Annotated in this window: 8 protein-coding genes and 1 pseudogene; 3 read left to right on the top strand and 6 right to left on the bottom strand. The window is 43.4% G+C overall.

What is annotated here, in order from left to right; all coding sequences use genetic code 11:
• Nucleotides 1-400: 400 nt before the first annotated feature.
• Entirely contained in the window at nucleotides 401-1177 is a 777-nt protein-coding gene (locus QZW82_RS20545) for an ABC transporter permease (protein ID WP_293151987.1), read from the top strand.
• A 228-nt stretch (nucleotides 1178-1405) separates the two neighbouring features.
• Here QZW82_RS20545 and QZW82_RS20540 read toward each other — a convergent pair whose 3' ends face one another.
• From QZW82_RS20540 to QZW82_RS20515, 6 genes are all read right to left on the bottom strand, one after another.
• Nucleotides 1406-2446 (bottom strand): methyltransferase, encoded by a 1041-nt coding sequence (locus QZW82_RS20540; RefSeq protein WP_293151984.1) that lies wholly within the window; start codon nucleotides 2444-2446, stop codon nucleotides 1406-1408.
• A gap of 201 nt (nucleotides 2447-2647) precedes the next feature.
• Entirely contained in the window at nucleotides 2648-3238 is a 591-nt protein-coding gene (locus tag QZW82_RS20535) for a transposase (RefSeq protein WP_293151981.1), read from the bottom strand.
• A gap of 211 nt (nucleotides 3239-3449) precedes the next feature.
• Nucleotides 3450-7298, bottom strand: a complete 3849-nt coding sequence (locus tag QZW82_RS20530) for a beta-ketoacyl synthase N-terminal-like domain-containing protein (RefSeq protein WP_293151978.1) — start codon at nucleotides 7296-7298, stop codon at nucleotides 3450-3452.
• Nucleotides 7299-7531: 233 nt separating this feature from the next.
• Entirely contained in the window at nucleotides 7532-13015 is a 5484-nt protein-coding gene (locus tag QZW82_RS20525) for a non-ribosomal peptide synthetase (protein ID WP_293151975.1), read from the bottom strand.
• Between the two features lie 568 nt (nucleotides 13016-13583).
• Nucleotides 13584-19256, bottom strand: a complete 5673-nt coding sequence (locus tag QZW82_RS20520; RefSeq protein ID WP_293151972.1) for an ATP-binding sensor histidine kinase — start codon at nucleotides 19254-19256, stop codon at nucleotides 13584-13586.
• 1433 nt (nucleotides 19257-20689) lie between these two features.
• Nucleotides 20690-22279 (bottom strand): glycoside hydrolase family 57 protein, encoded by a 1590-nt coding sequence (locus QZW82_RS20515; protein WP_293151969.1) that lies wholly within the window; start codon nucleotides 22277-22279, stop codon nucleotides 20690-20692.
• A 207-nt stretch (nucleotides 22280-22486) separates the two neighbouring features.
• Here QZW82_RS20515 and QZW82_RS20510 point away from each other — a divergent pair, with 207 nt between their 5' ends.
• Nucleotides 22487-23719, top strand: coding sequence for an RNA-guided endonuclease TnpB family protein (locus QZW82_RS20510; RefSeq protein WP_293151967.1), 1233 nt, complete (start codon nucleotides 22487-22489; stop codon nucleotides 23717-23719).
• A gap of 244 nt (nucleotides 23720-23963) precedes the next feature.
• Nucleotides 23964-25248: pseudogene (locus QZW82_RS20500) on the top strand (transposase).
• Nucleotides 25249-25250 lie beyond the last annotated feature (2 nt).

Below are 25250 nucleotides of genomic sequence, written 5' to 3'. Positions count from 1 at the left end.
GTCCTCACTACAAACCAATCTTAGTACGATCGTTAGAACAGTGCAGCAGCCTCGATTATTTGGCAGCTTAACCTGATAATGATCGAGATGTAAAATCGTGTCCGCTCAATTACCCGCAATACAAAAGGTTTGTAGTGAGGACTTTAGTCCTCTCCAAATGCGGACTAAAGTCCTCACTACAAACCAATCTTAGTACGATCATTCGATCGGACATGATATAATATTTATTCCCGTTAATTGACAGGACTCGATATCAATTCTGCAAATCACCGAATAGCCGGGGTTTGAAGCCTTTACTCAGGTCGGCAGATTGTGATAAGAACGGAGTTTAAATCTCCGTTCTTATCACTTCGCTGTCAACTGTCAACTGTCAACTGTCAACTGTTTAACTCGCCCAACCATGAAACAAACCTCAATTAAAACTCTACTAACAGACACAATGACCGTGTTTTGGGGAGAATGGCTAGATTTGCGAGTCCGAATCCTGCCAATTGCCGCTGCTGGTTTAACATCCCCATTAATTTACATTCTAGCTTTTGGTTTCGGATTGGGCAGTTCCATGCCTAAACCGGCAATTGGTGGCAATTATCTAGAATTCATGCTGCCGGGAATGGTTGCACTTTCATCGATGACAGTAAGTTTTACAGGCGCAGTATTTTCTATTTGTGGCGAACGCCTTTTTAGTAAAACATTTGAGGAATTGCTACTGCTGCCGGTACACCCCCTAGCTTTGCACGCAGGCAAAATGCTAGCCGGAATACTGCGGGGACTGCTAACTTCGGTTTCCGTGATTTTAGTAGCAGTTGTGTTTACTCAAAAGCTAGTATTTTTGCATCCGCTATTTTTGTTAGTGATAATTCTCAACTCCGCTGTATTTGCGGGCCTGGGAGTGATAGTGGGTTTAAACGTAAAATCTCTCGAATCAGTCGGATTGTACAACAATTTTCTGATAACTCCGATGTCATTTTTAGGTGCGACTTTTTTCGATCCCACGTCGCTACCGATCGCCCTAAAAGGCATAGTTTATCTGTTACCGTTAACTTATGCCAGCATTGGATTGAGGGCTGCTGCCTACGATATCGGCAAGTTTCCTTGGTACAGCGTACCTGTTTTGTTGGTGGCTGCGATCGCCTTTTCTGCGATCGGCGCCCGCCAGTTTTCTACCCAACAAGACTGAAGGAAGTCCGCACTCAAATCATCTCCCATCAATTACCCATTTCATTTGTCCGCAAGCGGTCTCAACCACTCAATCCTCACAGGAGTAGCTAACTAGGATTGAATATTACCAGAAAGAATTGGTTGAAAGTCGCAACCCTTGGGCGTAGAAATTAAAATCAGACTATTCATTACTCCAATCCTCTGACTTTTAGGTAGAGGTAGCTTTTAAACTGTCAACTGTCAACTGTCAACTGTCAACTGTTGAAGCCTCGATCGCACTTGCAGGGCCTTTTGTGGCGATCGTATCAGTCACCTTAAAGCCAGCAGAGGAAAGCAAATGATAAAATTCATCTTCCCTCCGCATAAAAGTACCGCCTATCACAAACAAAGTTAGGCTACCCATACCAATAAAAGGGGACATTTTGCCTGAAGGCAGCATAAAATCAACAATCAGCAGGCGATCGTTAGCTGTCATAGCTTCATAGCAACTTTTAAGAATTGTAATAGCACGCTCATCATCCCAATTGAGGAGCACACGAGAGAGTAAGTAAAGATCCCCACCACCCGGCACCGCCTCAAAAAAGCTGCCTCCAACGACTTGACACCTATCTGCAACTCCAGCCGCGTGCAAAACCTGAGGTGCATCCACAATCACATCTTCGCGATCGAACAAAATAGCTTGCATTTGGGGATTAGCATTTAGAATAACAGCCGTGAGAGTTCCAATGCCCCCTCCAACATCCACAAGCATCTTAAACCCAGAAAAATCATAAGCTTCAAGCACCGGAAGCAGCCACTCCCTTGTTGTCTCCTTCATCCACTCATTGAAATTTATAGCCGCCTCAGAATTCTGCGTCAAATAGCTATAAAAACTCATCTTAAAAGTATGTTCAAAAGCCGTTTCTCCCGTCTTTATACTGTACAATAAATTCCCCCATCCCTGATATAGTTCATCACCCATTGCCAGAACTGTACCTCGTAAAGAATCAGAAGTACCAGTCAAGAGATGCTTGCCCAAAGCATTCAAGCAAAATTTGTCATTATCTTCCATAGAAAACACACCAACACTTACCAGCATACGCATCAGGTGATAAATACCCTGAGAATTTACACCAGCAGCTTCCGCAAGTTCATCAGCAGTCTTAGAACCATCACTCAGAATATCTGCTATTTCAAGTTTAGCCGCTACAAAAAGAGCCTGGGATTTTTTAAATCCATACATCATTTCTAGTAACACTGACGATGATTTTTCGTTTTCAGCTTGGGTATTTTCTGTGTATAAAACCATTATTTCTCCAATTATAAGTATTTGGTATGTTGTTGGGCTTCAGCCCCAAGAGCTCTTTGGTATGTTGTTGGGCTTCAGCCCCAAGAATTCTTTGGTATGTTGTTGGGATGCGAGCCCTAAGAGCGCTGAAGCGCAACTACGTACCTCAGAGCGCTGAAGCGCAACTACGTACCTCAGAGCGCTGAAGCGCAACTACGTACCTTAATCATCCCATCCTTTTCCATAATCTCTTACCGGATATTCTGTCCATGCACTTCTTAGCCACTCTCTTCCTTGATACTCTAAATACCAATGTACGCTACTTGCTGACCAATCATAAGGAGATTTTGCCCAGCCATGTTTGACAGGATTGTAATTGATATAATTAATAGTTGTATAATAATGCCTTTCGGAACGAATAGCGCGATCGCTAAACGAACACCACACTTTACCTGTAAAATTATCCTCCCTATTCCATTGTCGAGCCAACGGGCCGTGAATCGAACGAAATAGCATACTTAATCGTCGCATATTAACATGATGGACTAAGAGATGATAATGATTTGGTAAAACTACCCAAGCATTAATTTCGATACCATCGGAAATAAACTTCTCAAAAATTGAATCTAAAAGTTGGTGACGGCGTTCCTGAGTATTAATCCGAGATTTATGCTCAAAACAACTAACTGTAAGATGATAAAATTCAAAATCTCGCACTGGATGAGGTGGAGAATGAGCAGGATATCCCTTAGCCAACCTTTCATTAACAATTTGCACCCGTTGTTCTAAAGTCAATTTCCGATATTCATACATAAAAGGTACGTTGTTGGGCTTTAGCCCTCAAAAGGTACGTTGTTGGGCTTCAGCCCTCCGAAAGGCACGTTGTTGGGCTTTAGCCCTCCGAAAGGCACGTTGTTGGGCTTTAGCCCTCCGAAAGGCACGTTGTTGGGCTTGGGAGCTCCGAAAGGCACGTTGTTGTGCTTCAGAGATCCGAAAGAGGGCTAAAGCCCAACAACGTACCTACCTAATCAATAAATCCTCTAAGTTGTTCGGCCATAACCTGAACATGAGGAGGGTAATTCATAGTAATATGATTTCCCGGTACCTCTCGAACCTCTATCCCTCCCCCAGCCACATCAATCCATGGCAATTCAGGATTTTTAGGATTAACTTCATTTTGTTCGCTAGCACGAAAAAAGATAATTCGACCCGGATAAGCTTGAGGGATGTAATTTCGCATAGCTTGACCGTGTACTTTAAACAGATGAAGAAACTCACGAATTTCAGGCAATCCAAAATCGGGAGGAACTACCCTATTAGCAATCTTTACTTGCTCCAAAAAGTAGAGAAGTTGGTCATCTGGCTCAAGCTGTTGGAGGACATCCAAAGAAAGAGACAGATCGAAACCAACACCTAGTATATAAACCAGAATAGCTGTATCATCTTCTCTCGCTAAAACAGGCATTTGACCGGGGCCAGGAGTATCTATCAGAGTTAGCAATGCTACTTTTTGACCGATCGCATTCAGTTGTTGCGCCATCTCAAAAGCAACCGTGCCACCAAAGGAAGAACCTCCTAGGAAATAGGGCCCTTCAGGTTGGCGAATCCGCAGCGCTTCGATATAGCGAGTCGCCATTTCCTCAACAGTAGTACAGGCATCTGTTTCATCAACCGCAGCAGGTGCTTGTATTCCCACAATAGGCCGCTCTGAAGCGAGATAACGTGCCAAATCCCGATAAATGTAAACGTGTCCGCCTACCGGATGCACTAAAAACAAAGGTTGTTTCAAACTCCCCCGCCGAATCTCCACTAATAAGGACTCAGAAGCTGACTGGGATTGCCGATTATCGCTCGCAGACAACCCGGAATCATCTTTAATTAATTCAGCCAAAGCTGCAATAGTTGATGATTGTAACAGGCTGTGGGGAGACAAGTTTTGTTGCAGTTTTTCGTTTAACTTAGTTATTAGTTGAACTGCTAATAATGAATCCCCTCCTAAATCAAAAAAGTCATCATCAATTCCCACTTGCTCAATTCCCAGAAATTCTTGCCATATCGCAGCAATAGTTTGCTCAGTTTCATCTCTAGGAACACTATAAGTATTTTGTAGATTCGGCCGAGAATGGAGTTGTGCTGAATCTACATTTGGGGAATTGTCATCGGGTAAAGATCCAATTTGAATCGGTTGCTCGATTCCTGGTGGTTCAATCCAGTAACGTTGGCGCTCAAACGGATAGGTTGGCAATGGGAGACGATAACGCTGCTCATCAGCATAAAATTGAGACCAATCTATTTGTACTCCTCCTAACCAGAGTTGACCCAATGTAGTAAGTAAGAAAGCTACATCTGAGTTTTGGTCTTGCGGATGGCGCAATGAAGAAAGTATAATCTGTTGAGATGGCTTATTTTGGTGTTGTTTTGCTAGCGCGTTCAATGTCCGTCCGGGGCCCACTTCTAGCAATATTTGATTGGGCTGGTTTAATAGCTGTTGTAAACCCTCTGCAAACCTTACTGTTTGACGCAGGTGTTGAGCATAATAACTGGGGCTTGTTGCCTCCCCTGCTGTAATCCAATTCCCAGTAACATTGGATATGTAGGGAATTTTTGGTGATTTGAGCTTGACTTTTTTCACCTCTTCGGTAAATGGCTCTAAAATTGGCTCCATCATTTGTGAATGAAAGGCATGGGATGTGTGCAACCTGCGACACTCTACACCTTTTTCTTTTAGTTTTTGTTCCAATTCATCTACGGCATCGATGGCACCTGAAATCACGCTTAGAGATGCTCCATTGATCGCAGCTAGATCCAGCTTATTGCCGAGTAAGGGTTTGACTTGCTGTTCTGTAAGTGGCACTGCAAGCATGGAACCAGCAGGCAGTTCTTGCATCAATTTACCTCGTGCAGCTACCAAGGATAAGCCCTCTTCCAAGGAGAACACGCCAGCCAAACAAGCTGCTACATATTCGCCAATGCTATGACCAATAATTGCTTGAGGATGCACTCCCCAAGACATCCACAATTTAGCTAAAGCATATTCGATCGCAAATAATGCAGGTTGTGCGATCGCAGTCTGTGTTAGTTGGTTGGTAGCTGCTTCTGCTTCTGCTGCGCTTGGATAAAGTACGTGGCGCAAGTCAAGGCCCAAGTAAGGTTTCAGTATTTCCGAACATAGATCCATCTGTTCGCGAAATGTTGGTTCAACTTGATAAACCTCCAAGCTCATATTGATGTACTGGGAACCCTGTCCTGAAAACATAAATACGACAGGTGGATTTTTGGACTCTTGGAAGTTGGTAAAAACTCGTTTTGAATCGAGATTCTCAAGGGCTGTTAAACCATCTTGGCTGTCATTGCAAACCACTATGCGCCGATGGTTAAAAGCCTTGCGACCGACTTGCAGCGTGTAAGCCACATCAGCCAAATTTACATCGGTGTTTTGTTTCAAATACTTGCTTAAGTTGGCAGTAGCACTATCAAGTGCCGAGCTAGTTTTTGCCGACAAAACTAACAGTTGCGATGGGCGAGATTCTCCTGATGCTTCTACAAGAGGCGCTTCTTCAAGAACTACATGAGCATTTGTTCCACCAATGCCAAAAGAACTAACTCCAGCACGACGGGGTGATTTACCTGCTTTCCATTCGGAAAGTTGGGTATTGACATAAAAAGGACTGTTGGCAAAATCAATCTTAGGATTTGGCTGTTCAAAATGCAAGCTAGGGGGTATTAGCTGGTGTTTGAGAGCCTGGACAGTTTTGATTAAGCCAGCGACACCAGCCGCAGTATCTAAATGTCCGATATTGGTTTTTGCCGAACCGATCGCACAAAAGCCTTTTTTCTTAGTTTCCACAGAGAAAGCTTGCGTCAGCGCAGCGATTTCGATCGGATCGCCCAGGGGTGTTCCGGTGCCGTGAGCTTCTATATAGGTGACGGTTTCAGGGGGAATCTCGGCTAGTGCTAAGGCATCTGCGATCGCCTGCGCCTGACCGTCTATACTAGGAGCTGTGTAGCCAGCTTTCACAGCACCATCATTATTAATAGCGCAACCTTTGATTACCGCATGAATGTAATCTCCATCTGCGATCGCCTCCTCTAATCTTTTCAAAACCACAATTCCCACACCGCTACCGCTAACAGTTCCCTGTGCACTAGCATCAAAAGCTCTACAGTGCCCGTCTGGAGAAAGAATCATGCCCTCTTTATAAAAATAGCCTGTCTTTTGATTGACACCTATAGACACGCCACCAGCCAAAGCCATATCGCATTGGTAATTTAGCAAACTTTGGCAAGCCATGCCGATCGCAACTAATGAAGTCGAACAGGCTGTTTGGACAGTAACACTCGGCCCCTTCAAGTTTAATTTATAAGAAACGCGAGTTGACAGAAAATCTTTCTCATTGGCGATCGTAAGTTGGAAATCTCCAACCGATTCTCTAAGCTGACGATTAGGATAAAGGTTATTCAAAAAATAAGTATTGAAACTCCCTGCGCCTGCGTATACCCCAATCGAACCTTCGTAAGTTTCGGAGTTGTAGCCCGCATTTTCTAGAGCCTCCCAAGCCGACTCCAAGAAAAAGCGGTGCTGTGGATCTGTGATTTCAGCTTCCCTAGGATTCAACCCAAAGAATGAAGCATCAAACAACTCAATATCTGCTAGTACCGCTCTGGCTTTTACATAGCGAGGATCGTGCACGACTGATGGCTCAATCCCGAAAGATTCTAGTTCTTGTTCCGAGAAGAAAGAAATAGATTCCACACCATCACGCAGGTTTTCCCAAAATTCATCAACATTTTTCGCGCCAGGAAAGCGACCCGCCATGCCGACGATCGCGATACCTTCTAGAGAAGATTGGGTGGTTTTTTCAGAGTTATCCATTTTGATTCTTTCCTGGTAACAATACTTTGGACAATTGAATCGGTATGTTGTTGGGATGCGAGCCCTCTTAGGTATGTTGTTGGGATGCGAGCCCTCTTTGAGGATGGTATGTTGTTGGGCTTGAGCCCTCTTTCGGGATGGTATGTTGTTGGGCTTGAGCCTCCTTCCGGAGCGCTGAAGCGCAACTACGTACCTAAGAGCGCAACTACGTACCTCATTTGGAAAATTTAGAGTTATCGATTTTTATTCTTTCCCTTTAGCGCTTGTTTTTGCTTTTGGCTGTTCATGGCATCTTTTTGTTTTTTGATCCGCTCTTGACTTGACCCAACAGAGGATTGTTCCGCAGCCTCCTCACTTAAATATTTAGCCAAAGAGCTGATGGTTGGATATTTAAACATTTCAACGATTGACACATCTCTGTCCACCACTTCGCGCAGTTGGCTGTGAGCCTGAGCCATCAATAATGAATGACCTCCTAAATCGAAGAAATTATCATCTACACCTACTTTTTCCAAGTGTAATAGCTGTTGCCAAACAGTAGCGATAGTTTGTTCTATCTCAGTTTTAGGAGCCACATAAGTTGCTGACAACTCTGGGTTAATAGCCTCAGGTTCAGGCAGTGCCTTACGGTCTACTTTGCCATTGGGTGTAAGTGGGAAATTAGGCAAAAATACAAAGCTAGAAGGCACCATATAGTCGGGCAGTTTTTGCTTCAAAAAGTTGCGCCAACTGCCGATATCTGTGTGTTCTAGTCCGAGGTTGGAAATAATATAAGCGACTAAGCGCTGGTTGCCGGAGACATCGGAGCGGCTGATAACTAGAGACTCCTGCACATCTGGGTGTTGGCTTAATACCGCCTCAATTTCTCCTAATTCGATGCGGAAGCCCCGAATTTTTACTTGGTGATCGATGCGGCCTAGAAATTCGATATTGCCATCGGGTAAGTAGCGAGCTAAGTCGCCTGTTTTATAGAGGCGAGAACCCGGTTCGTTGCTAAAGGGGTTGGGAATAAAGCGTTCCGCAGTTAGTTCAGGTCGGTTGAGGTAGCCCCGCGCTAAACCTGCACCGCCAATATAGATTTCTCCGGGAATGCCGATCGGCACAAGCTGCAAATGGGCATCCAACAGATAAACTTGCGTATTGGCGATCGGGCGACCGATGGACGGCGGCTCTTGACTATCGGTACATTCGGCGATCGTTGCACAAACGGTGGATTCGGTCGGCCCATAAGCGTTAAAGAATCGACGACCCGGTGCCCACTTAGCCACAACATCGACGGAAACAGTTTCTCCCCCAACAATAATTGTTTGCAATGTAGAAAGCTCTTCAAAAGGAACAACTCCCAAGACTGCTACTGGTAATTCAATGTGGGTAATAGCTCGATCGCGCAATACCTCAATCAAATCAGAACCTGCCAAAAGAGCATTATTGATTGCGATACAGAGAGTTGCCCCCGAACACAAGGTAATCACCCAATCGGAAGTTGCAACATCAAAGCTCAAGGAAGCAAATTGGAGAACTCTGCTGTTCGGTTGTACGTCGAATATCTGAATCTGTGCTATAGCCAGGTTGCATAGTCCTCGATGCCCGACAAGTACGCCTTTTGGCTTCCCTGTAGACCCGGAAGTGTAAATCACATAAGCCAGGTTCTCAGAGGTTAAGCTGAATTCAGGATTTTCCTCACTCTGTCGCTCAATAATTTCCCAATCTGTGTCCAGACAGACAACTCGCGCTTGGTGTTTGGGAAGAGATTCAACTAACCGCCTCTGAGTCAACAGCACTGGTACTTGGGCATCTTCTAACATCAAGGCCAAACGCTCTGGCGGATAAGCTGGATCTAGTGGTACATAAGCCCCGCCAGCTTTGAGAATGCCCAGCAGTCCCACTACCATCTCCAAGGAACGCTCTACACAAATCCCCACCATTACTTCAGCGGTGACACCTAATTTGCCCAGATAATGCGCTAACTGGTTTGCTCGTTGGTTCAGCTCTTTATAGGTAAGTTGTTGGTCTTCAAATACTAGGGCAATAGCATCGGGCGATCGCTCTACCTGCTCTTCAAACAACTGGTGTATGCACGCATTTTGAGGGTAATCGGTTGCGGTATTATTCCACGCTACTAACTGCTGCCGTTCCCACTCAGTTAAAAGGGGTAATTCTGAGATTTTTTGCTCTGGATTAGAGACGATTCCTTCCAGCAGGGTTTGGAAATGTCCAACCATCCGATCGATCGTGTCAGCATTAAACAAATCTATGCTGTACTCAAAACGACCGACTATGCCCTCCGATGTCTCCTGTAATTCCAGGGTTAAATCAAACTTTGCCGTTTCAGTATCAATATCTAACTGGCTCCAATTCAGAATCGAATTAACGCCTGACATTGGGGGTTGGAGAACAAAAGCAACTTGGAACAGCGGGTTTTGACCCAAATTTCGCTCCGGTTGCAGTGCTTCTACCAACTTCTCAAAAGGCACATCTTGGCAAGCAAATGCTTCCAAAGTAACTTCTCGCACCCTTTCGAGCAACTGCCGGAAAGTCGGGTTGTCCTTGAAATCGGTACGCAGTACCAAAGTGTTGACGAAGCACCCAATTAGCTGCTGAATCTCCGGCTGGTTGCGTCCTGCGGTGACAGTGCCTACAACAATATCGGTCTGTCCCGTGTAGCGATAGAGCAAGGTTTTGAACGCTGCCAGCAGTGTCGTGTAGAGGGTAACGCCTTCTTTCTGACTCAATTTCGCGATCGCCTCGCTCAAAGTTTGAGGTAGCGCTAGACATTGCCTTGCACCCCGAAAAGTTTGGATTGGCGATCGCGATCGATCGGTGGGCAGTTGCAGCGTTGACAGATTCGCTAGTTGCTGTTTCCAGTATCTCAGTTGGTTTTCCAGCACCTCTCCCTGTAGCCATTGCCGTTGCCAATAGGCAAAGTCCGCAAACTGAACCGGCAGTTCTGGCAGGGGCGATCGCCAGCCCAAACAAAAGGCGCTGTAGAGTGTCGCCAGTTCCTTCATAAACAAGCTGTACAGAGAAACACCATCGATCGCGATGTGGTGTATGGTCAGGAACAACCTGTAATCCGCCTCGCCCAACCGCATGAGAGTACCCCGCAGCAGTGAGTCTTCAGTAAGGTCAAAAGGCTGCTGCGCTTCCAAAGTTGCCAGCCGCAATGCTTCAGACTCCCGTTCTGCCTCTGGCAATTCCCCAATATTCACCACTGGCAGGGTGAAATTAAAGGCATCTTTAATCACCATCACTGGCTGCCCATCCACGAGAGCAAAGGTCGATCGCAAAATTTCGTGACGCTTGATGATTTCGTTGATGCTGCGCTCCAGAGCAGCAATGTTGGCGGGACCAGGTAGGCGAATGGTAATCGGTTCGTTATAAAAAGGTAGATCGGGAGCCAGTTGACATAAAAACCACAGTTGTTGCTGGCTGAAGGATAGAGGTAAGTCCCGATGCCGCGAAATCGGTTGAATCGAGGAAGGCTGGGGTGTTGGAGATTTTTGAGTGGCGATTTCCAGATTGCGAGCCAGATCGGCGACTGTGGCAGACTCAAACAAGGTACGCAAAGGTAACTCTACCTGGAAAGTGTCTCGGATTCGAGTTGCAATCTGCGTGACTAGCAGAGAGTGACCTCCCAATTCTAAAAAATTGTCGCGAATACCCACTCGCTCTAGTCCCAGAACTTCGGCCCAGATTCCTGCCACCACATCTTCCACAGGAGTTTGAGGTGCGACATAATCTTGTCCTAGTTCGGGAATTTTAATGGCAGGCGCTAGTAGCTTCTGACGGTCTATTTTGCCGTTGGGCGTGAGCGGCATGGTTTTCAGGAACACAAAGCTGGAAGGCACCATATAGTCTGGCAACTTATCTTTCAGGAAGTTACGCAACTTGCCCGCTGTCGTGCGTTGCAAAAATTTTAAGAAGCCTTGAGTTTCTAGGAGGTAGTCGATACTCTGCTGAATCACAGCTTTTTCACTCGCTGTGAGAGATAACTCAATTCCTGCCTGATTTCCTTGACACCAAGCGACAGTTCCCTCAAAACATCGCTCTTCGGTATCTCCCGGTAGCACGAGGCGCAAGTGCAGGCGTTTACCTTTTGACCAATTATCTGGCACTCCGATCGCGCAAATCCCACCGATCGATATATCCTCTGTTTCTAGCTTAACTGAGCGATCGCCATCAAATTCTGCTAAACACTCGCTTTTAAAGGGTATTCGTTCTGCGGTGACCTTGGAAACAACATAAGCGGCGATCGAGCGCTTCTGTCCGGGGACATCTTCTTGTACTGCTACCACTGCTACCTGCACGTCGGGGTGTTGTCCCAGCACCGCTTCAATCTCGCCTAGCTCAATGCGGAAACCGCGAATTTTCACTTGGTGGTCGATGCGGCCTATAAACTCGATGTTGCCATCCGGCAGATAGCTACCCAAATCGCCCGTACAGTAAAGCCGATCGCCTGTATGGGGATGAGTGATGAAGCGTTTGCTAGTCTTTTCCTCATCTCGCCAATAGCACCTGGCTAAACCAATTCCCCCAATATAAAGCCCCCCGACTACTCCCTCTTGACATGGTTCCATCGCTTCGTCGAGCACATAAAAATGCTGGTTGGTCATTGACCCACCGTAAGGGATACTTTTCCACGTGGGGTCTATTGTGTCGATGGGATATAAAATCGACCAAATGGAAGCCTCCGTTGCACCTCCTAAGCCGATGACAGCAGGGATTAAAGATTGGTCTAGCTGAGACCTTGAATCAAGGCACTGGCCGGGCTGGACGCCCGCCCTACTCAACTGAGGTTCAATATCTAAATCTAAACTTTGCGACACCCACCTAGTAGAAACTAAATTTTTGATTCGATCGGGCAAAGTCAAAGGTATCCAATCGCCGCTGAGAAGGACTAATCGCAGAGACGAAGATAAATCTTTGCTATGAACAGCCGCATAATCTACCAGCATCTGCATCAATGCCGGTGCAGAGTTCCAAATAGTGACTTGTGCTTGCACTATCAAATCGACCCAGTGAGCTGGATCTGGCGTTGCTGATACTTGAGGGATTACAACCGTTCCTCCTGCTACCAGCAAGCCGAAAATATCATATACGGATAGGTCAAAGCTCAGGGAAGATAGAGCTAAGACCCGATCGCCCGCTCCCACTTCAAAGCGTTGGTTGATATCGAGTAGAGTGTTGACAGCACCCCGATGTTCGATCGCTACTCCCTTCGGTTGACCAGTAGAGCCGGATGTGTAAATCACATAAGCTAAATTATCCGATGTCACCCCACTGTCTGGATTTTCGTCTCTGGAGCGATCGACAGTTTCTAAATTTCCATCCAAACAGATGACACGCGCTTGATGTGAGGGAAGAGACCCGACTAAATGCTGTTGTGTAAGCAACACTGGCGTTTGGGAATGTTCCAACATAAATGCCAGTCTATTTGCCGGATAATGCGGATCTAGCGGTACATAAGCTCCCCCTGCTTTCAGAATACCTAATAGACCTACAACCATCTCCAGCGATCGCTCCACACAGGCTGCCACCAATACCTCTGGCCCAACACCCACAGTCTTCAGATAATGTGCCAACTGGTTAGCTTGAGAGTTTAAGTCCTGATAAGTTAGCTGCTTCCCTTCAAAAATTACGGCAATGGCATCAGGCGATCGCTCTACTTGGAACTCAAATAGTTCGTGAATGCACCTATCCGGGAAATTATCTAACATTTTATTTTTCCTTATATCGAGGTATACAGAGTTTTTTTTTCTTTGTTTTCGTAACTATTGCTGAGTTAAGCTGATCCAGCCAAAAGGCTTAAATTATTAACAAAAATGCCGTCATACATAAGGGGTTAAACCCCTTTATACAAGCCCATAAACCTAGTCACTGGCATCGTTATATTTTAGTTGCTATTCCTAAACTCACCTATTATATTTCTATAAGGTTCACTTAGCGCTAATGTCCGAAAATTAAGTACGTTGTTGCGCTTTAGCGCTCTCATATATAAGCCAATACGGTTTACTTAAGATGATCCTTCGAGAGGAACGAAGCAATCTCCGTATCTATTTTTCATAGGGTTTTACCCCCAGGGCGGTATACCAGTAAACGGTATTGATATATAAGCTAGAGCGCTAAAGCGCAACAACGTACCTTTATTTAATGTGAAACTTGCATCCATGACTGATGTACCAAAACCCTTGAAAAAGGGTATTGCCAATAATCGAAAGACGAAAATGTAGAATAATTTTTAACTATCAAATTTTCAGAAAATTTATACCTGCCACCTTCTCCTTATTAAATTTTCTGCTGAATAGGAATCTCAATCACGAACTCCGCTCCCTTACCTCGTGCTGAAATACAAGTTAAGCTCCCCTGATGTTTTTCCACCACAATTTGATAGCTAATAGCTAACCCCAAACCAGTACCCGATCCCACAGGTTTCGTAGTAAAGAAAGGATCGAAAATTTTTCGACATACTTCCTCAGTCATCCCCGCTCCATTGTCGGCAATAGATATCTCCACTTTATTACGGTTTACGACTCTGGTGCGAATGCAAATTTTTCCTTTATTATGCGTCACAAATTCTTTTTTCTGTGCAGCTACTGTGGGAAAAACCGCAAATGACTCTTCTATCGCATCAATCGAATTGTTGAGTATATTCATAAATACTTGGTTCAAAAAGCCGGGGTAACACTCTACCCTAGGCAATTTTCCATACTCTTTAACAATTTCAATACCTAATTTTGAGGTGCTGGCTTGTAGCTGATTTTGTAACAGCAGCAGAGTGCTATCGATCCCTTCATGGATATCTACTGGTTTCATTTGAGCCTCATCCAAGCGCGAGAAATTCCGTAGCGACAAGATAATCTGGCGAATGCGCTCTGCCCCTACCTGCATCGAATCAATCAATCTAGGAAAATCTGAAATTATGAATTCGATATCAATATCTTCTGCATAGTTTTGAATCTCAGGAGTTGCATTAGGCAATTGCTGCTGGTAAAGATTCAGCAACCCCAGCAAGTGATCGACATAGTCACTAGAGTGGGTAAGATTGCCATAGATAAAGTTAATCGGGTTATTAATTTCGTGAGCTATACCACCAACCAATTGCCCCAGACTTGACATTTTTTCAGTCTGAATTAGTTGAGTCTGTGTCGCTTGCAATTCCTGTAAAGTAAGTTCAAGCTCAACTGCTTGTTCTCTCAAAAGTCTATTTGTTTCTTGTAACTCCAGCGTCCTTGCTTCGACTTTCTGTTCCAGCCTTTGGTTGTAATCGTCTAATTGCTCGTTGGCTGTTTTCAATTTTTGAGTTGCGGCTTCCAATTTACCATAGAGCATCGCATTTTTAAGGGAGATAGCTATCTGTGAAGAAAGTATCTTCAACAATTCCAGCCTCTCCGTTGTAAAGGCACCTACTGTCAGATTATTCTCTAAATAAAGAATTCCAATTAGTTTGCCTTGATTAATAAGAGGCATAGACAAGATTGACTTCGGCTTGGTTTTGATGATGTAAGGATCGTTGATAAATATTCCTGAAACTGCTGCATCATTTAATGCGATATTTTCTTTGGCAATGCGAACATAATTAATCATAGAAATAGGAATATTGTCACTTGTTTCAAATGGTGAGTCTGAATACAATACAACCGCATCACTATCCACAACACCTGTAGCTTCTATCAAAAGCTTTCCATCTTTTTCTAGAATCAGGCAGCTACTTGTAGCTCCGGCATTTTCCATCACAATTTTAAGTAACTTATTCAGCAACTTATCCAGCACTATTTCCTCAGCCAAAGCTAGAGATGCTTTGTTGACAGTAGACAAATCCAATACCGCCGAATTTCCTCCTGCGACCGATGTTGTTGTCTTATTAATCTCTAGGCCTATGGATTCTCGCTTTAGAATCTCGGAAAATACCAAAGGATATCTAGACTCTAAATCTTTAACTTTGGCATTGGCTCCCCAACGAATATATCCATAGTAAGCCTGTGTCAGATAAATTTGAGCAAACTTGTCTCTGCCCAGGGATAAATAAAACTCTGCCGCTAGTTCTGAAGCTAGTGCTTCTTCCTGAATGTATCCTTGTTCTTTAGCTCCCGTTATAGCTCGGTCATAATAGTCCATTGATTCTACAATTTGCCCTTGAATCCTTGCTTTTTCGGCCTCCACAAGTTCGTACTTATGCTGGAAGTTAAAGGGGGCATGGAATGCCCATTTCTGCATTTGTTGTTGATTAGCTTCTACCAAGCTCATATATTGTTGTTGTTCGGCCTGAGAAACTTGAGGATAAACAGCGAGTAGAGCAAGGGAATAATAGAAGTTATGAGGAGCAGAAACTACCATACCCATGACGTTACCTGCGTGTTCTGCGCCTAAACTGGCGCTGGCAAGAGCATTCTTAGGTTCTTTAAATAGATAAGAAAGAATTGTTTTGGCAAGATAGGAAACATATAGCAAAGTTCGATTGTTAGTTTCAATAAAAACAGGCAGCATTTGTGTTTCATTAAAACTTTCGCCAATCAACTGACATTTTTCTCCACTTCTATCTTCAAGATTTAGCGTCATTTGGTGGAATATTTTGATGTAGTAGATTGAATAGTCTTGTTTTAGCTTGATTGCCAAATCAAGATATTGTCTTTGCTTCTGATCTACAATGTCTAATCGCTCCCCCGTCAAAAATATGCTCGCGCAATAAACAGTAATACAATAACCAGCATATTCTATATCTCCAGTTTCCAGTCCACTTTGTAGCCCAGAGAGTAAGGGTAACAACGCTTCTTTACCATGCGCTTTCCAATGTATAACCAAACCATAAAATATTTGATGTACTTTACATATAAGCGAGTTCGCATTAAATTTATCCAACAACTTTAAAGCCAAGTTGCCTGCATGATATCCAGCATCTATATCCCCGATTGCCGAACACAGTATTACACTATAAGAAACATACGCAACAGCACTAAGAGGGGAGTTGCCGTGTTCCAGGCAGATTTTAACCAAGCTCACTATAAGCAGGGGCAAAATTTCGGGATTAGCAGCAACAGCAGGAGAAACAAGGGATGTCATTATCCTTAAAGCCGCTATTTTGTAGGGGTCTGTCATTTCTGGGATATTTTCTAAGTCACTGAGCTTTGGTAACTCAAAAACAAAACCCCCGTCGCCCACTTCATTTGACAAGGAAACACCCAGCATATCCAATACTTGCAGACCCGTATCAATGGCTTTTAACATCTGATTTTGAGCCATATAAAACTGGATTTGGAGCTCGTATACCCTCACTCTTTCGAGCAGAGTATTTGCTTTTTGCAAAACAACTTCAGCCAGGGTTGCTGACCTTTCGTAATTGGTATTAAGATATTCCGCTTCTACGGCTTCTACATAGAGTGATAGTGTCATATTGTAGTTGGTCTGCCAACTGTTTTCTGCTAAGAGTTTTAACCCTACTCTTAGTTGTGTGACAGCAGCTTCATAAGCTGACGCTGCTTTGGCTTTCCGACCAGCTATTAAATTTAAGTGAGCCAGGTTATATTTTTCTTCTTGCTCGGTAAGGAATTCCACTCCGACATTTAGCTGGTTAACAATATCAAAGATATTGTCTTCTAGGATGTCTGGATTCATATTCTGTAACAAGAGTTGACCAATTTTCAGGTGCGTAGCTTTTTGCTGCTCAGCAGGAATCAGAGAATACGCCGCTTGCTGCACTCGGTCATGCAAAAATCTGTAGGAAACTTTGTAATTATTAATTTGTAATTGGGTTCCTTGAGTATTGGCTACTACCAAGGACTCATTACCCTGGCACAGTAACGGTATTTTGCAAGCACTTTCTCCCAAAGGCAAAATTAGACCAGTCTGAAGCCCCTCCCATAAAGCAGATGCCGTTTCTGATATAGATTTTTCATTGACTATTGCCAAAACATCCAAATCAAATCGGTTCCCAATACAAGCTGCTAACTTTAAAACTTTCTGGGTATCTGAAGGTAGTTTTTCAATGTTTCTGGCGATGAGTTCAACGACATTATAATCGGCGATTCCTACAGTTTGAATCTGTCCCATATCCCACTGCCATCTGCCAATGCTGAAGTCGAATGTCAACAGCTTTTCTGCGTAAAGGGTAGTGAGTAGCTGAGTTAAGAAAAAGGGATTTCCTTGAGTTTTATTGAAAACTAGCTCAGCTAGTAATTGCCATCTTTGTGTTTCATATCCATCGTTTCCTACAAGTAAACTTTCTTCCTCAAGTTGTTCTTGTTGAGCGAACAAGCAAGTCAGAGAAGATGCTGCTGATAAGAAGCTTTCACCCAAAGTATCAGCAACTAATTGACTGACGGTATTAAATGTCAACGGTTGAAGGATGATATTATTGACGATCGATCCAGATGAATAAATACTATCTAAGGTCTGCATTAAAGGATGAGCTGGGCTGACTTCGTTATTTCGATATGCTCCAATCACCAATAAATATTTGCTATCTCGGTCAGTTAGCAGCACATGAATCAATTTCAAAGAAGCAGAATCTGCCCACTGCAAATCATCTAAAAATAATACTAGGGGATGTGCTTTTTGGGTAAAAACATGAATGAATTGTTGAAAAACATGATTGAAACGGTTTTGTGATTCGCTTGCCCCTAGTTGAGTAACTTCGGGTTGCTCGCCAACAATTAATTGTAATTCGGGAATAACGTCAATTATGACTCTAGTATTTTGACCTAAATTATTTAAAATCTCCTGTTTCCAAAAATTTATTTTTTCAGAACTTTCTGTTAACAATTGTCGAATTAGTTCTTCAAACGCTTGAATCAAGGCTCCATAGGGAATATTGCGTTTAAATTGATCGAACTTACCAGCGATAAAATAACCCCTTGCTCTGACAATGGGTTTGTGGATTTCATAAACTAAGCATGATTTACCTATTCCTGAGTAACCGGAAACTAGCATCATCTCGGCTGTTCCAGCACTAACTCTATCAAAAGCATCCATTAGATTGGCTACTTGTGTTTCTCGTCCGTAGAGTTTTTGGGGGATCAGAAAATGACCTGATTTATCACACTTGCCCGGAATAAAGTTACAATCTTTTCCATTTTGCTGCAATTGATTTAGACATTGTTCTAGATCCGCCTTGAGACCATAACCACTTTGATATCTATCTTCAGCAGTCTTGGCTATTAATTTCATTACAATGTCAGAAATTGCTTTGAGAATCTCGCCATTTTGAATTTGAGATTTGGAGTAATCGCTGCTAATTTTTACCTTCCTATTTTGCTCTTTTGCACATATAATTTTCCAGGGCGATACAGGCTGTTTAGCGATATGGCAGTGAACTAATTCCATTGGATCTGTAGCTTTAAATGGCAGTTCACCGCACATCATTTCATAGAATGTGATACCTAAAGAGTAGAAGTCTGTGCGGTAGTCAATTGAGCGATTCATCCGCCCAGTTTGCTCTGGTGACATATAGGCAATTGTGCCTTCTAGTAAATTGGGATGGCTGAGTGTTTGGGTCGATCTAGACAATCGCGTAGCAATACTAAAGTCAGTAATTTTTACTTGGAGGGTGGCAGGATGGATGATGATATTTGTTGGTTTAATATCTTTATGAATAATTTGCTTGTCATGCAGCTTACCCAGAGTATCTGCTAACTGAATAGCGATTGATAAAAAATCTTTTAGTTTAAGCTTGTGATTGCTCAAAAAGTTTTTGAGTGCTTCTCCTTTTGAATCTTCTAATATCAATGCCAGACCATTGCGATGATTTTCTAATCTGTAGGGCTTGACAACACCTTCTAAATTGAGATTTCTAGAGAGTTCGTATTCATGTCTCAATTGCATAATCTCTTCGAGATTAGGATATTCTGCTCTCAAAATTTTGATGATTACAGCTTGTCGATCTTGCTTCCTCTGAGCCCGATAAACTACTGTATTCAAACCTTCGTTAATTTTTTCTATTAATTGGTAGTTAATCTTAATACTCATAAGTATTTAGTTAAATTAAATCTAGTGAGTGAATTATGTTATAATATACCACAGTCAAGCTAAAAGTGTGCTTTTATACACAATATCTGAGAGCTTTTTTTGAGAGCTTTTTGGGAGTTTTTTGCTTGACTATGTTTGTCATACAAACTATCTTAACGTACTTGGGGTCTGATTAGAATCCGTAATTTCCACATGATTTTCATTTTATTGCTACTACCAAAAGCGATCGCAAGTTTTGCCACCCTCTAAATACCAATAAAAAATTAGGATTGTTTATTGTATAGTTGGTTCGCTCAAACCTGATGTTCTTTTCGTCTGAACAAGTAAGCAAATTGGTATTCCTAAATTCGCGGTATAATTAGAGAACAAAAGGGTGCATCTGGTTTTTGAATATGGCTATAGCATGACCGCATATAAGTTATTAGTTATAATCTCATATTCACTGCGGTCATGCTTCGCCCCGGAGCGATATATTTTCTTGCACAAGCCGCTGCACCCAAACAAAATTATATTTTTTGGGAGGCAGAAGGCAAAGGTAATTATTTTTTATACTTGCTAATATTTCCCCAGCATCGTTTACATGATATCTGCCACTATAACAACAATACTCTTGAATGCCAGATGCTGGTGATAACTATGAGTACCTCTTTGGAAAGAGATTTGGTAATATGAGGCAACTTTTTTAGACAGGGATTTTTTGATAATACTTACCATCTTTTTGTATTGTGAATCTGTCTAACCATTGTTAGTTATAGGTTTTAACGGGGTTGTCACCCAGTCAGCTTACCAGAAAGAATTGGTTGAAAGCCCCAATCCCGATCGGGAGAAATTAAAATCAGACTATTCATTACTCCAATCCTCTTCCTTCTAGGTAGAGGTTGCTCTCAAACAGTCAACTGTCAACTGTCAACTGTTGAAGAACATTCTACCAGACTCATTTAAACCCACATTCCCCCACTTCAATAGCACTACAGAATATAGTATATTGCCACCTTTGTATGACTAAGTAAAAAATACTTACATATTTTAGGCTGAAAAAGTGAGGCTATCAAAAAAATATCAAAAATATTATATACCAAGGAGTTTTATTGTCTTGTGTTCGCTCCCCAGACTAACCCCCGCTAGCGAGCGCGGTTTTATGTGTCGAATTCCAAATAGGAATTCTTTTGTACTGTTTTGATTCTAGGGATGTTCGCCATTTCCCCGTTCTCTTTTCCCGGTCTACCGATTTTTCGTCCCCGTTGCGAAGCATCGCAAACTTTGGTGTTAGGGTTTATGTCTCCATTGACGGACAGTGGGTAGCGTGACCTTTGTGATTTTATGATACATCTCAAAAAGCCGTCCTAGAAAGACGGGGTTTTAGACCCATTTCTCTGATAAAAAAAACCCGCGCTGGCGGGTTTTTTTATGCGGGAAATTAGCTCGAAGTTGGCTTAAAGCGATCGATAAACGCGATAATTGATTTCGGGGAAGATGTTGTCGATCTCCTGAACCTTCTCCAACCAGCCGGAATCGACTTTGCCTTCTTTGACTTCATCGTACAGCTTGTGGAAACGCATTAAGTGCGATCGCGTCCGCCGCACCGCATAGGGAACCATCGTCCCTGTACGCATGATAAACGCCCAGTCAGACGATTGAGCTAACAACACTTCCCGCGCAGCTTGGTTCAAAGCCCGCAACTGCAACTCATCCTCTGCTTCCATATTTCCCAATTCAATCATCCGTTCCGCGGCTTTGTGCAAGTGCGGGTAAATCCAAGCATTGGTATCGTTGAGCCAATATTCGTGGAAACCCCGGAAACCCCAGCTAGACTGGGACGGACGGCATACTTGTTGAGTGGGATTTCCCCGCAAATAATCGGCTAGGTGCGTCATGTCGTAGGTATTTTGGTCGTACCAACTCTTGCGGAACAGGTAGTCTAAGAACCAAGGCCCTTCGTACCACCAGTGACCGAAAAGTTCGGCGTCGTAAGGTGAAACGATAATCGGAGGACGCTGCATGATGCCGTTGAGGTGCTCGACTTGGCGTTCGCGATTGAAGGCAAAGTTGCTGGCGTGTTCGGCTGCTTTTTCCCGCGCCCAATACGGATCGTATAACTGTTTGTCGCCTAAACCCAATCCGCGACCGGTGATTTTGTGATATTTAATCCCGGTGTTTTTGCGCTGGCCGTTGGGCATGATGTAGGGTTTGATGTAGTCGTATTCGGCTTCCCAACCTAAGTCTTTGTAAAATTCGCGGTATTCGGCGGCGCCCGGATAGCCGACTTCGGATGACCAAACTTGCTGGGATGATTCGTGATCCCGACCGAATGCTGCTACTCCGCATTCGGTGAAAATTGGGGCGTAGCTACCGTAGCGGGGACGCGGGCGGGCGTAAAGGATGCCGTGACCGTCTGTGAGGAAGTAGCGGAGGCCTGCGTCGGCTAACATCCTCTCTAAGCCTTCGTAGTAGGCGCATTCGGGCAGCCAAATGCCTTTTGGGCGGCGGCCGAAGTTTTGTTCGTAGCTTTCGCAGGCTACTTGTATTTGCGCCCAAACTGCTTCGGGGTACATTTTCATCAGCGGTAGGTAGCCGTGGGTGGCCCCGCAGGTCATGATTTCAAGGTTGTTGCTGTCTTGAAATTGTTTGAAGGCTTTGACTAAATCTCGATCGAACTTTTCCCAATAATTCCGAACTTGGGAGAAGTGGGCGGTGTAATGTTCGGCTAAGTACCGAACGTGACCGTTGTCGCTGTTGTGTTCAATTTCGAGCTCGGCTAGTTCTTCGAGTTTTGCTAAGTGGTCGTCGAAACGGTCTTGCAGCAAGGGGTCGCGCAGCATGGCTACCAAGGGCGGTGTCATGCTCATGGTAATTTTAAAGTCGATGCCGTCGCGTTTTAGTCCTTCAAAGACTTGCAGCAGGGGAATGTAGGTTTCGGCGATCGCCTCAAACAGCCATTCTTCTTCTAAAACGTAGTCGCTTTCGGGGTGGCGGACAAAGGGCAGGTGGGCGTGGAGAACGAGGGCGAGGTAGCCAATAGCCATAATGATTTGGATGACGCCTGTAGTTAGGGACAGCTTTAAAATATTTTAAGATTTTATCAAGAAAACGGGTTTAAAACCCCGTTCTAGAAGGACGGCTTTCTCTTCAAGCCTACGGTTAAAGCGTGGTTCCTTGTAAAGATTTGCAACACAAGCAACAATATTAGTCTACCACTGGTAGCATAAGAAAATCGTGATGAGGTCGAAGTCATGCTAATTTTTGAGTTCAAAACTTACGGTAAACTAGAACAATTTAATGCTGTCGATGCAGCAATAAAGACTGTACAATTCATCCGTAACAAAGCAATTCGCTTTTGGATGGATAACGAAAAAGTTAACAAATTTGACCTCAACAAATATAGTGCTGTCTTAGCGAAAGAGTTTCCGTTTTGCGACGAATTAAATAGCATGGCTAGACAGTCCAGTGCAGAAAGAGCCTGGTCTGCGATCTCACGATTTTACGATAACTGCAAAAAGAAGACTCCCGGTAAAAAAGGTTTTCCGCAGTTCCAAAAAGACAACCGTTCCGTTGAATACAAGACATCGGGATGGAAACTAGCATCAGACAGAAAGTCTATCACTTTCACTGATAAGAAAGGAATTGGAAAACTGAAACTAAAAGGAACGCGCGATTTGCATTTTTACTCGTTGACTCAAATTAAACGAGTCAGATTGGTTAAACGTGCAGACGGGTATTACGCTCAATTTTGTATTCAAGTTGACCGCTCAGAAGTGAGTGAAATTACTGGGAATACTATTGGATTAGATGTCGGACTGAAAGAGTTCTACACTGATTCTAGTGGCGTTGCCGTCGAAAATCCACGATTTCTGGGGAAGGGAGAGCGTAGGTTAAAGAAAGCCCAAAGACAAGTATCAAAACGAGTCAAAGGGTCGAAGAATCGGATGAAAGCTAGAGGGATTCTGGGTAAGTGCCATCTCAAGATAAGTAGGCAACGTAAAGATTTTGCGATTAAATTAGCAAGATGCGTAATCCAGTCAAACGACTGTGTAGCCTACGAGGATTTGAGAATCAAGAATATGGTGAAGAATCACTGTTTGGCGAAATGTATTAACGATGTTTCTTGGTATGTGTTCCGAGTTTGGTTGGAATATTTCGGCAAGGTGTTCGGAAGAATAACGATTGCCGTTCCACCAAACGGAACAAGCCAAGAATGCTCTAGTTGCGGAACGATTGTCAAGAAAAGTCTATCAACACGAACTCATGTTTGTAGGTGTGGGTGTGTTTTAGACCGCGACGATAATGCAGCTAGAAATATCCTCAGGAGAGGATTGAGTACGGTAGGGCATACCGGAACTTGGGGTAATACCCATAACGCTTGTGGAGAATTGACCGCTACTGATTTAGAAGTAATTCTCGATCGGCAAGTCAATTCGCTGAAACAAGAATCCTCGTGTATGAATGACTCGGGAGTGTCAATCTGAAATGAGACGCACAAAGTGCTGTGTTTTTTTTACAGACAAGAGCGAGCGGACTGAAGTCGGCACTACAAACGGAGCGAGCGGACTGAAGTCCGCACTACAAACGGTTTTTTATGGTAATCAAGCAGACATGGTATTATAAAACTTCATTAAGTTTGTAAGCATTAGTAAGCAATCATAGTATCATATAGTCACAAGGGTCGTACCGGCGAAAATTATCGCGAGCGTTAAAAAATGGAGAGTCTAAATGCAACTAGCAGAGAGACACATCATTAAATCCAGCGAACACCGTTTTATTGAAATAGACGAATTAGCCTTTAAATCCAAAAATTTGTACAATGCCGCTAACTACGTTATCCGTCAAAGTTTTGTCTATGGATGGGGTTATATAAATTACAACGAAATGAACCGTTTGATGAAATCTCATCAAGCATATAAAGAATTACCAGCCAAGGTAAGTCAACAAATATTAATGATATTAGACAAAAATTGGAAGTCTTTTTTTGAAGCAGTCAAAGCTTACAAAATCGACTTGCGCGTGATTTAGCGGTCGCCCGAAATTACCAAAGTATAAAGATAAAGTCAAGGGTCGGAATATTCTTGTTTATACAATTCAAGCGATTAGTAGCAAGGAACTAAAGAAAGGAATTATCAAGCTGTCCGGTACTAAGATTTTAATTAAAACCCAGGTCAAACCAGAGCAAATTTGTCAAATTAGATTAGTGCCAAAATGTGATTCCTATGTAATTGAGGTAATTTACAATGCCTGTACCCAGCCGGAGCCCACCGTCGAAAATCAAAAAGAATTAGTAGCTAGTATCGATTTAGGATTGAATAATTTAGTAGCGCTAACTTCAAATCAGCCGGGATTTGTCCCATTACTGATTAACGGGCGACCACTCAAATCAATTAATCAATTCTACAACAAGCGTAAGGCACAACTGCAATCTCAATTAAAAGGAAACCGCTGCTCCTCATCACGCCTTGGGCGCCTGACTCGTTGCCGCCATCAAAAAGTTGATAATTACTTGCATCACACCAGTCGGCAGATAATCAATCTGCTCGCATCCGAAAAGATAGGGACGCTAGTAATTGGCAAAAACCAAAAATGGAAAAATGAGATTAATTTAGGCAAGAAAACCAATCAAAACTTTGTCAGCATTTCTCATGCTCGGCTAATTGAAATGTTGAAATACAAAGCCTCATTGGTCGGGATAAAGGTAATAGAGCAAGAGGAATCCTATACTTCCAAATCTGATTTTTTTTCTTTAGATCCAATTCCTGTCTATGGAAATATTGGCTCTGGGGATGTCACATTTAGTGGTTCGAGAATTAAGAGAGGATTGTACAAAACGTCGTCAGGTCGATTGATTAATGCCGATGTTAATGGGTCTTATAATATATTAAGAAAAGCAATCCCAAATGCTTTTAGCGATGGGATAGGTCGTGGGCGTAGCTCAGCCGAGGCGGGTCAATCCGCTCAAAGTGAAAGGGAAAGGGGAGGGCCGGGTGCCTCCCACGTCATGTCATAGAT

The sequence above is a fragment of the Microcoleus sp. bin48.metabat.b7b8b9.023 genome (genome assembly GCF_013299185.1).
In the GTDB taxonomy this organism is placed as follows: domain Bacteria; phylum Cyanobacteriota; class Cyanobacteriia; order Cyanobacteriales; family Microcoleaceae; genus Microcoleus.
Note: the sequence above shows the minus strand (reverse complement) of the source record. Positions and strands in the feature narration are given on the sequence as shown.

Coding starts and splice junctions, on each gene's coding strand:
- QZW82_RS20545 (WP_293151987.1), top strand. CDS start 401: ATGAAACAAACCTCAATTAAAACTCTACTAACAGACACAATGACCGTG.
- QZW82_RS20540 (WP_293151984.1), bottom strand. CDS start 2,446: ATGGTTTTATACACAGAAAATACCCAAGCTGAAAACGAAAAATCATCG.
- QZW82_RS20535 (WP_293151981.1), bottom strand. CDS start 3,238: ATGTATGAATATCGGAAATTGACTTTAGAACAACGGGTGCAAATTGTT.
- QZW82_RS20530 (WP_293151978.1), bottom strand. CDS start 7,298: ATGGATAACTCTGAAAAAACCACCCAATCTTCTCTAGAAGGTATCGCG.
- QZW82_RS20525 (WP_293151975.1), bottom strand. CDS start 13,015: ATGTTAGATAATTTCCCGGATAGGTGCATTCACGAACTATTTGAGTTC.
- QZW82_RS20520 (WP_293151972.1), bottom strand. CDS start 19,256: ATGAGTATTAAGATTAACTACCAATTAATAGAAAAAATTAACGAAGGT.
- QZW82_RS20515 (WP_293151969.1), bottom strand. CDS start 22,279: ATGGCTATTGGCTACCTCGCCCTCGTTCTCCACGCCCACCTGCCCTTT.
- QZW82_RS20510 (WP_293151967.1), top strand. CDS start 22,487: ATGCTAATTTTTGAGTTCAAAACTTACGGTAAACTAGAACAATTTAAT.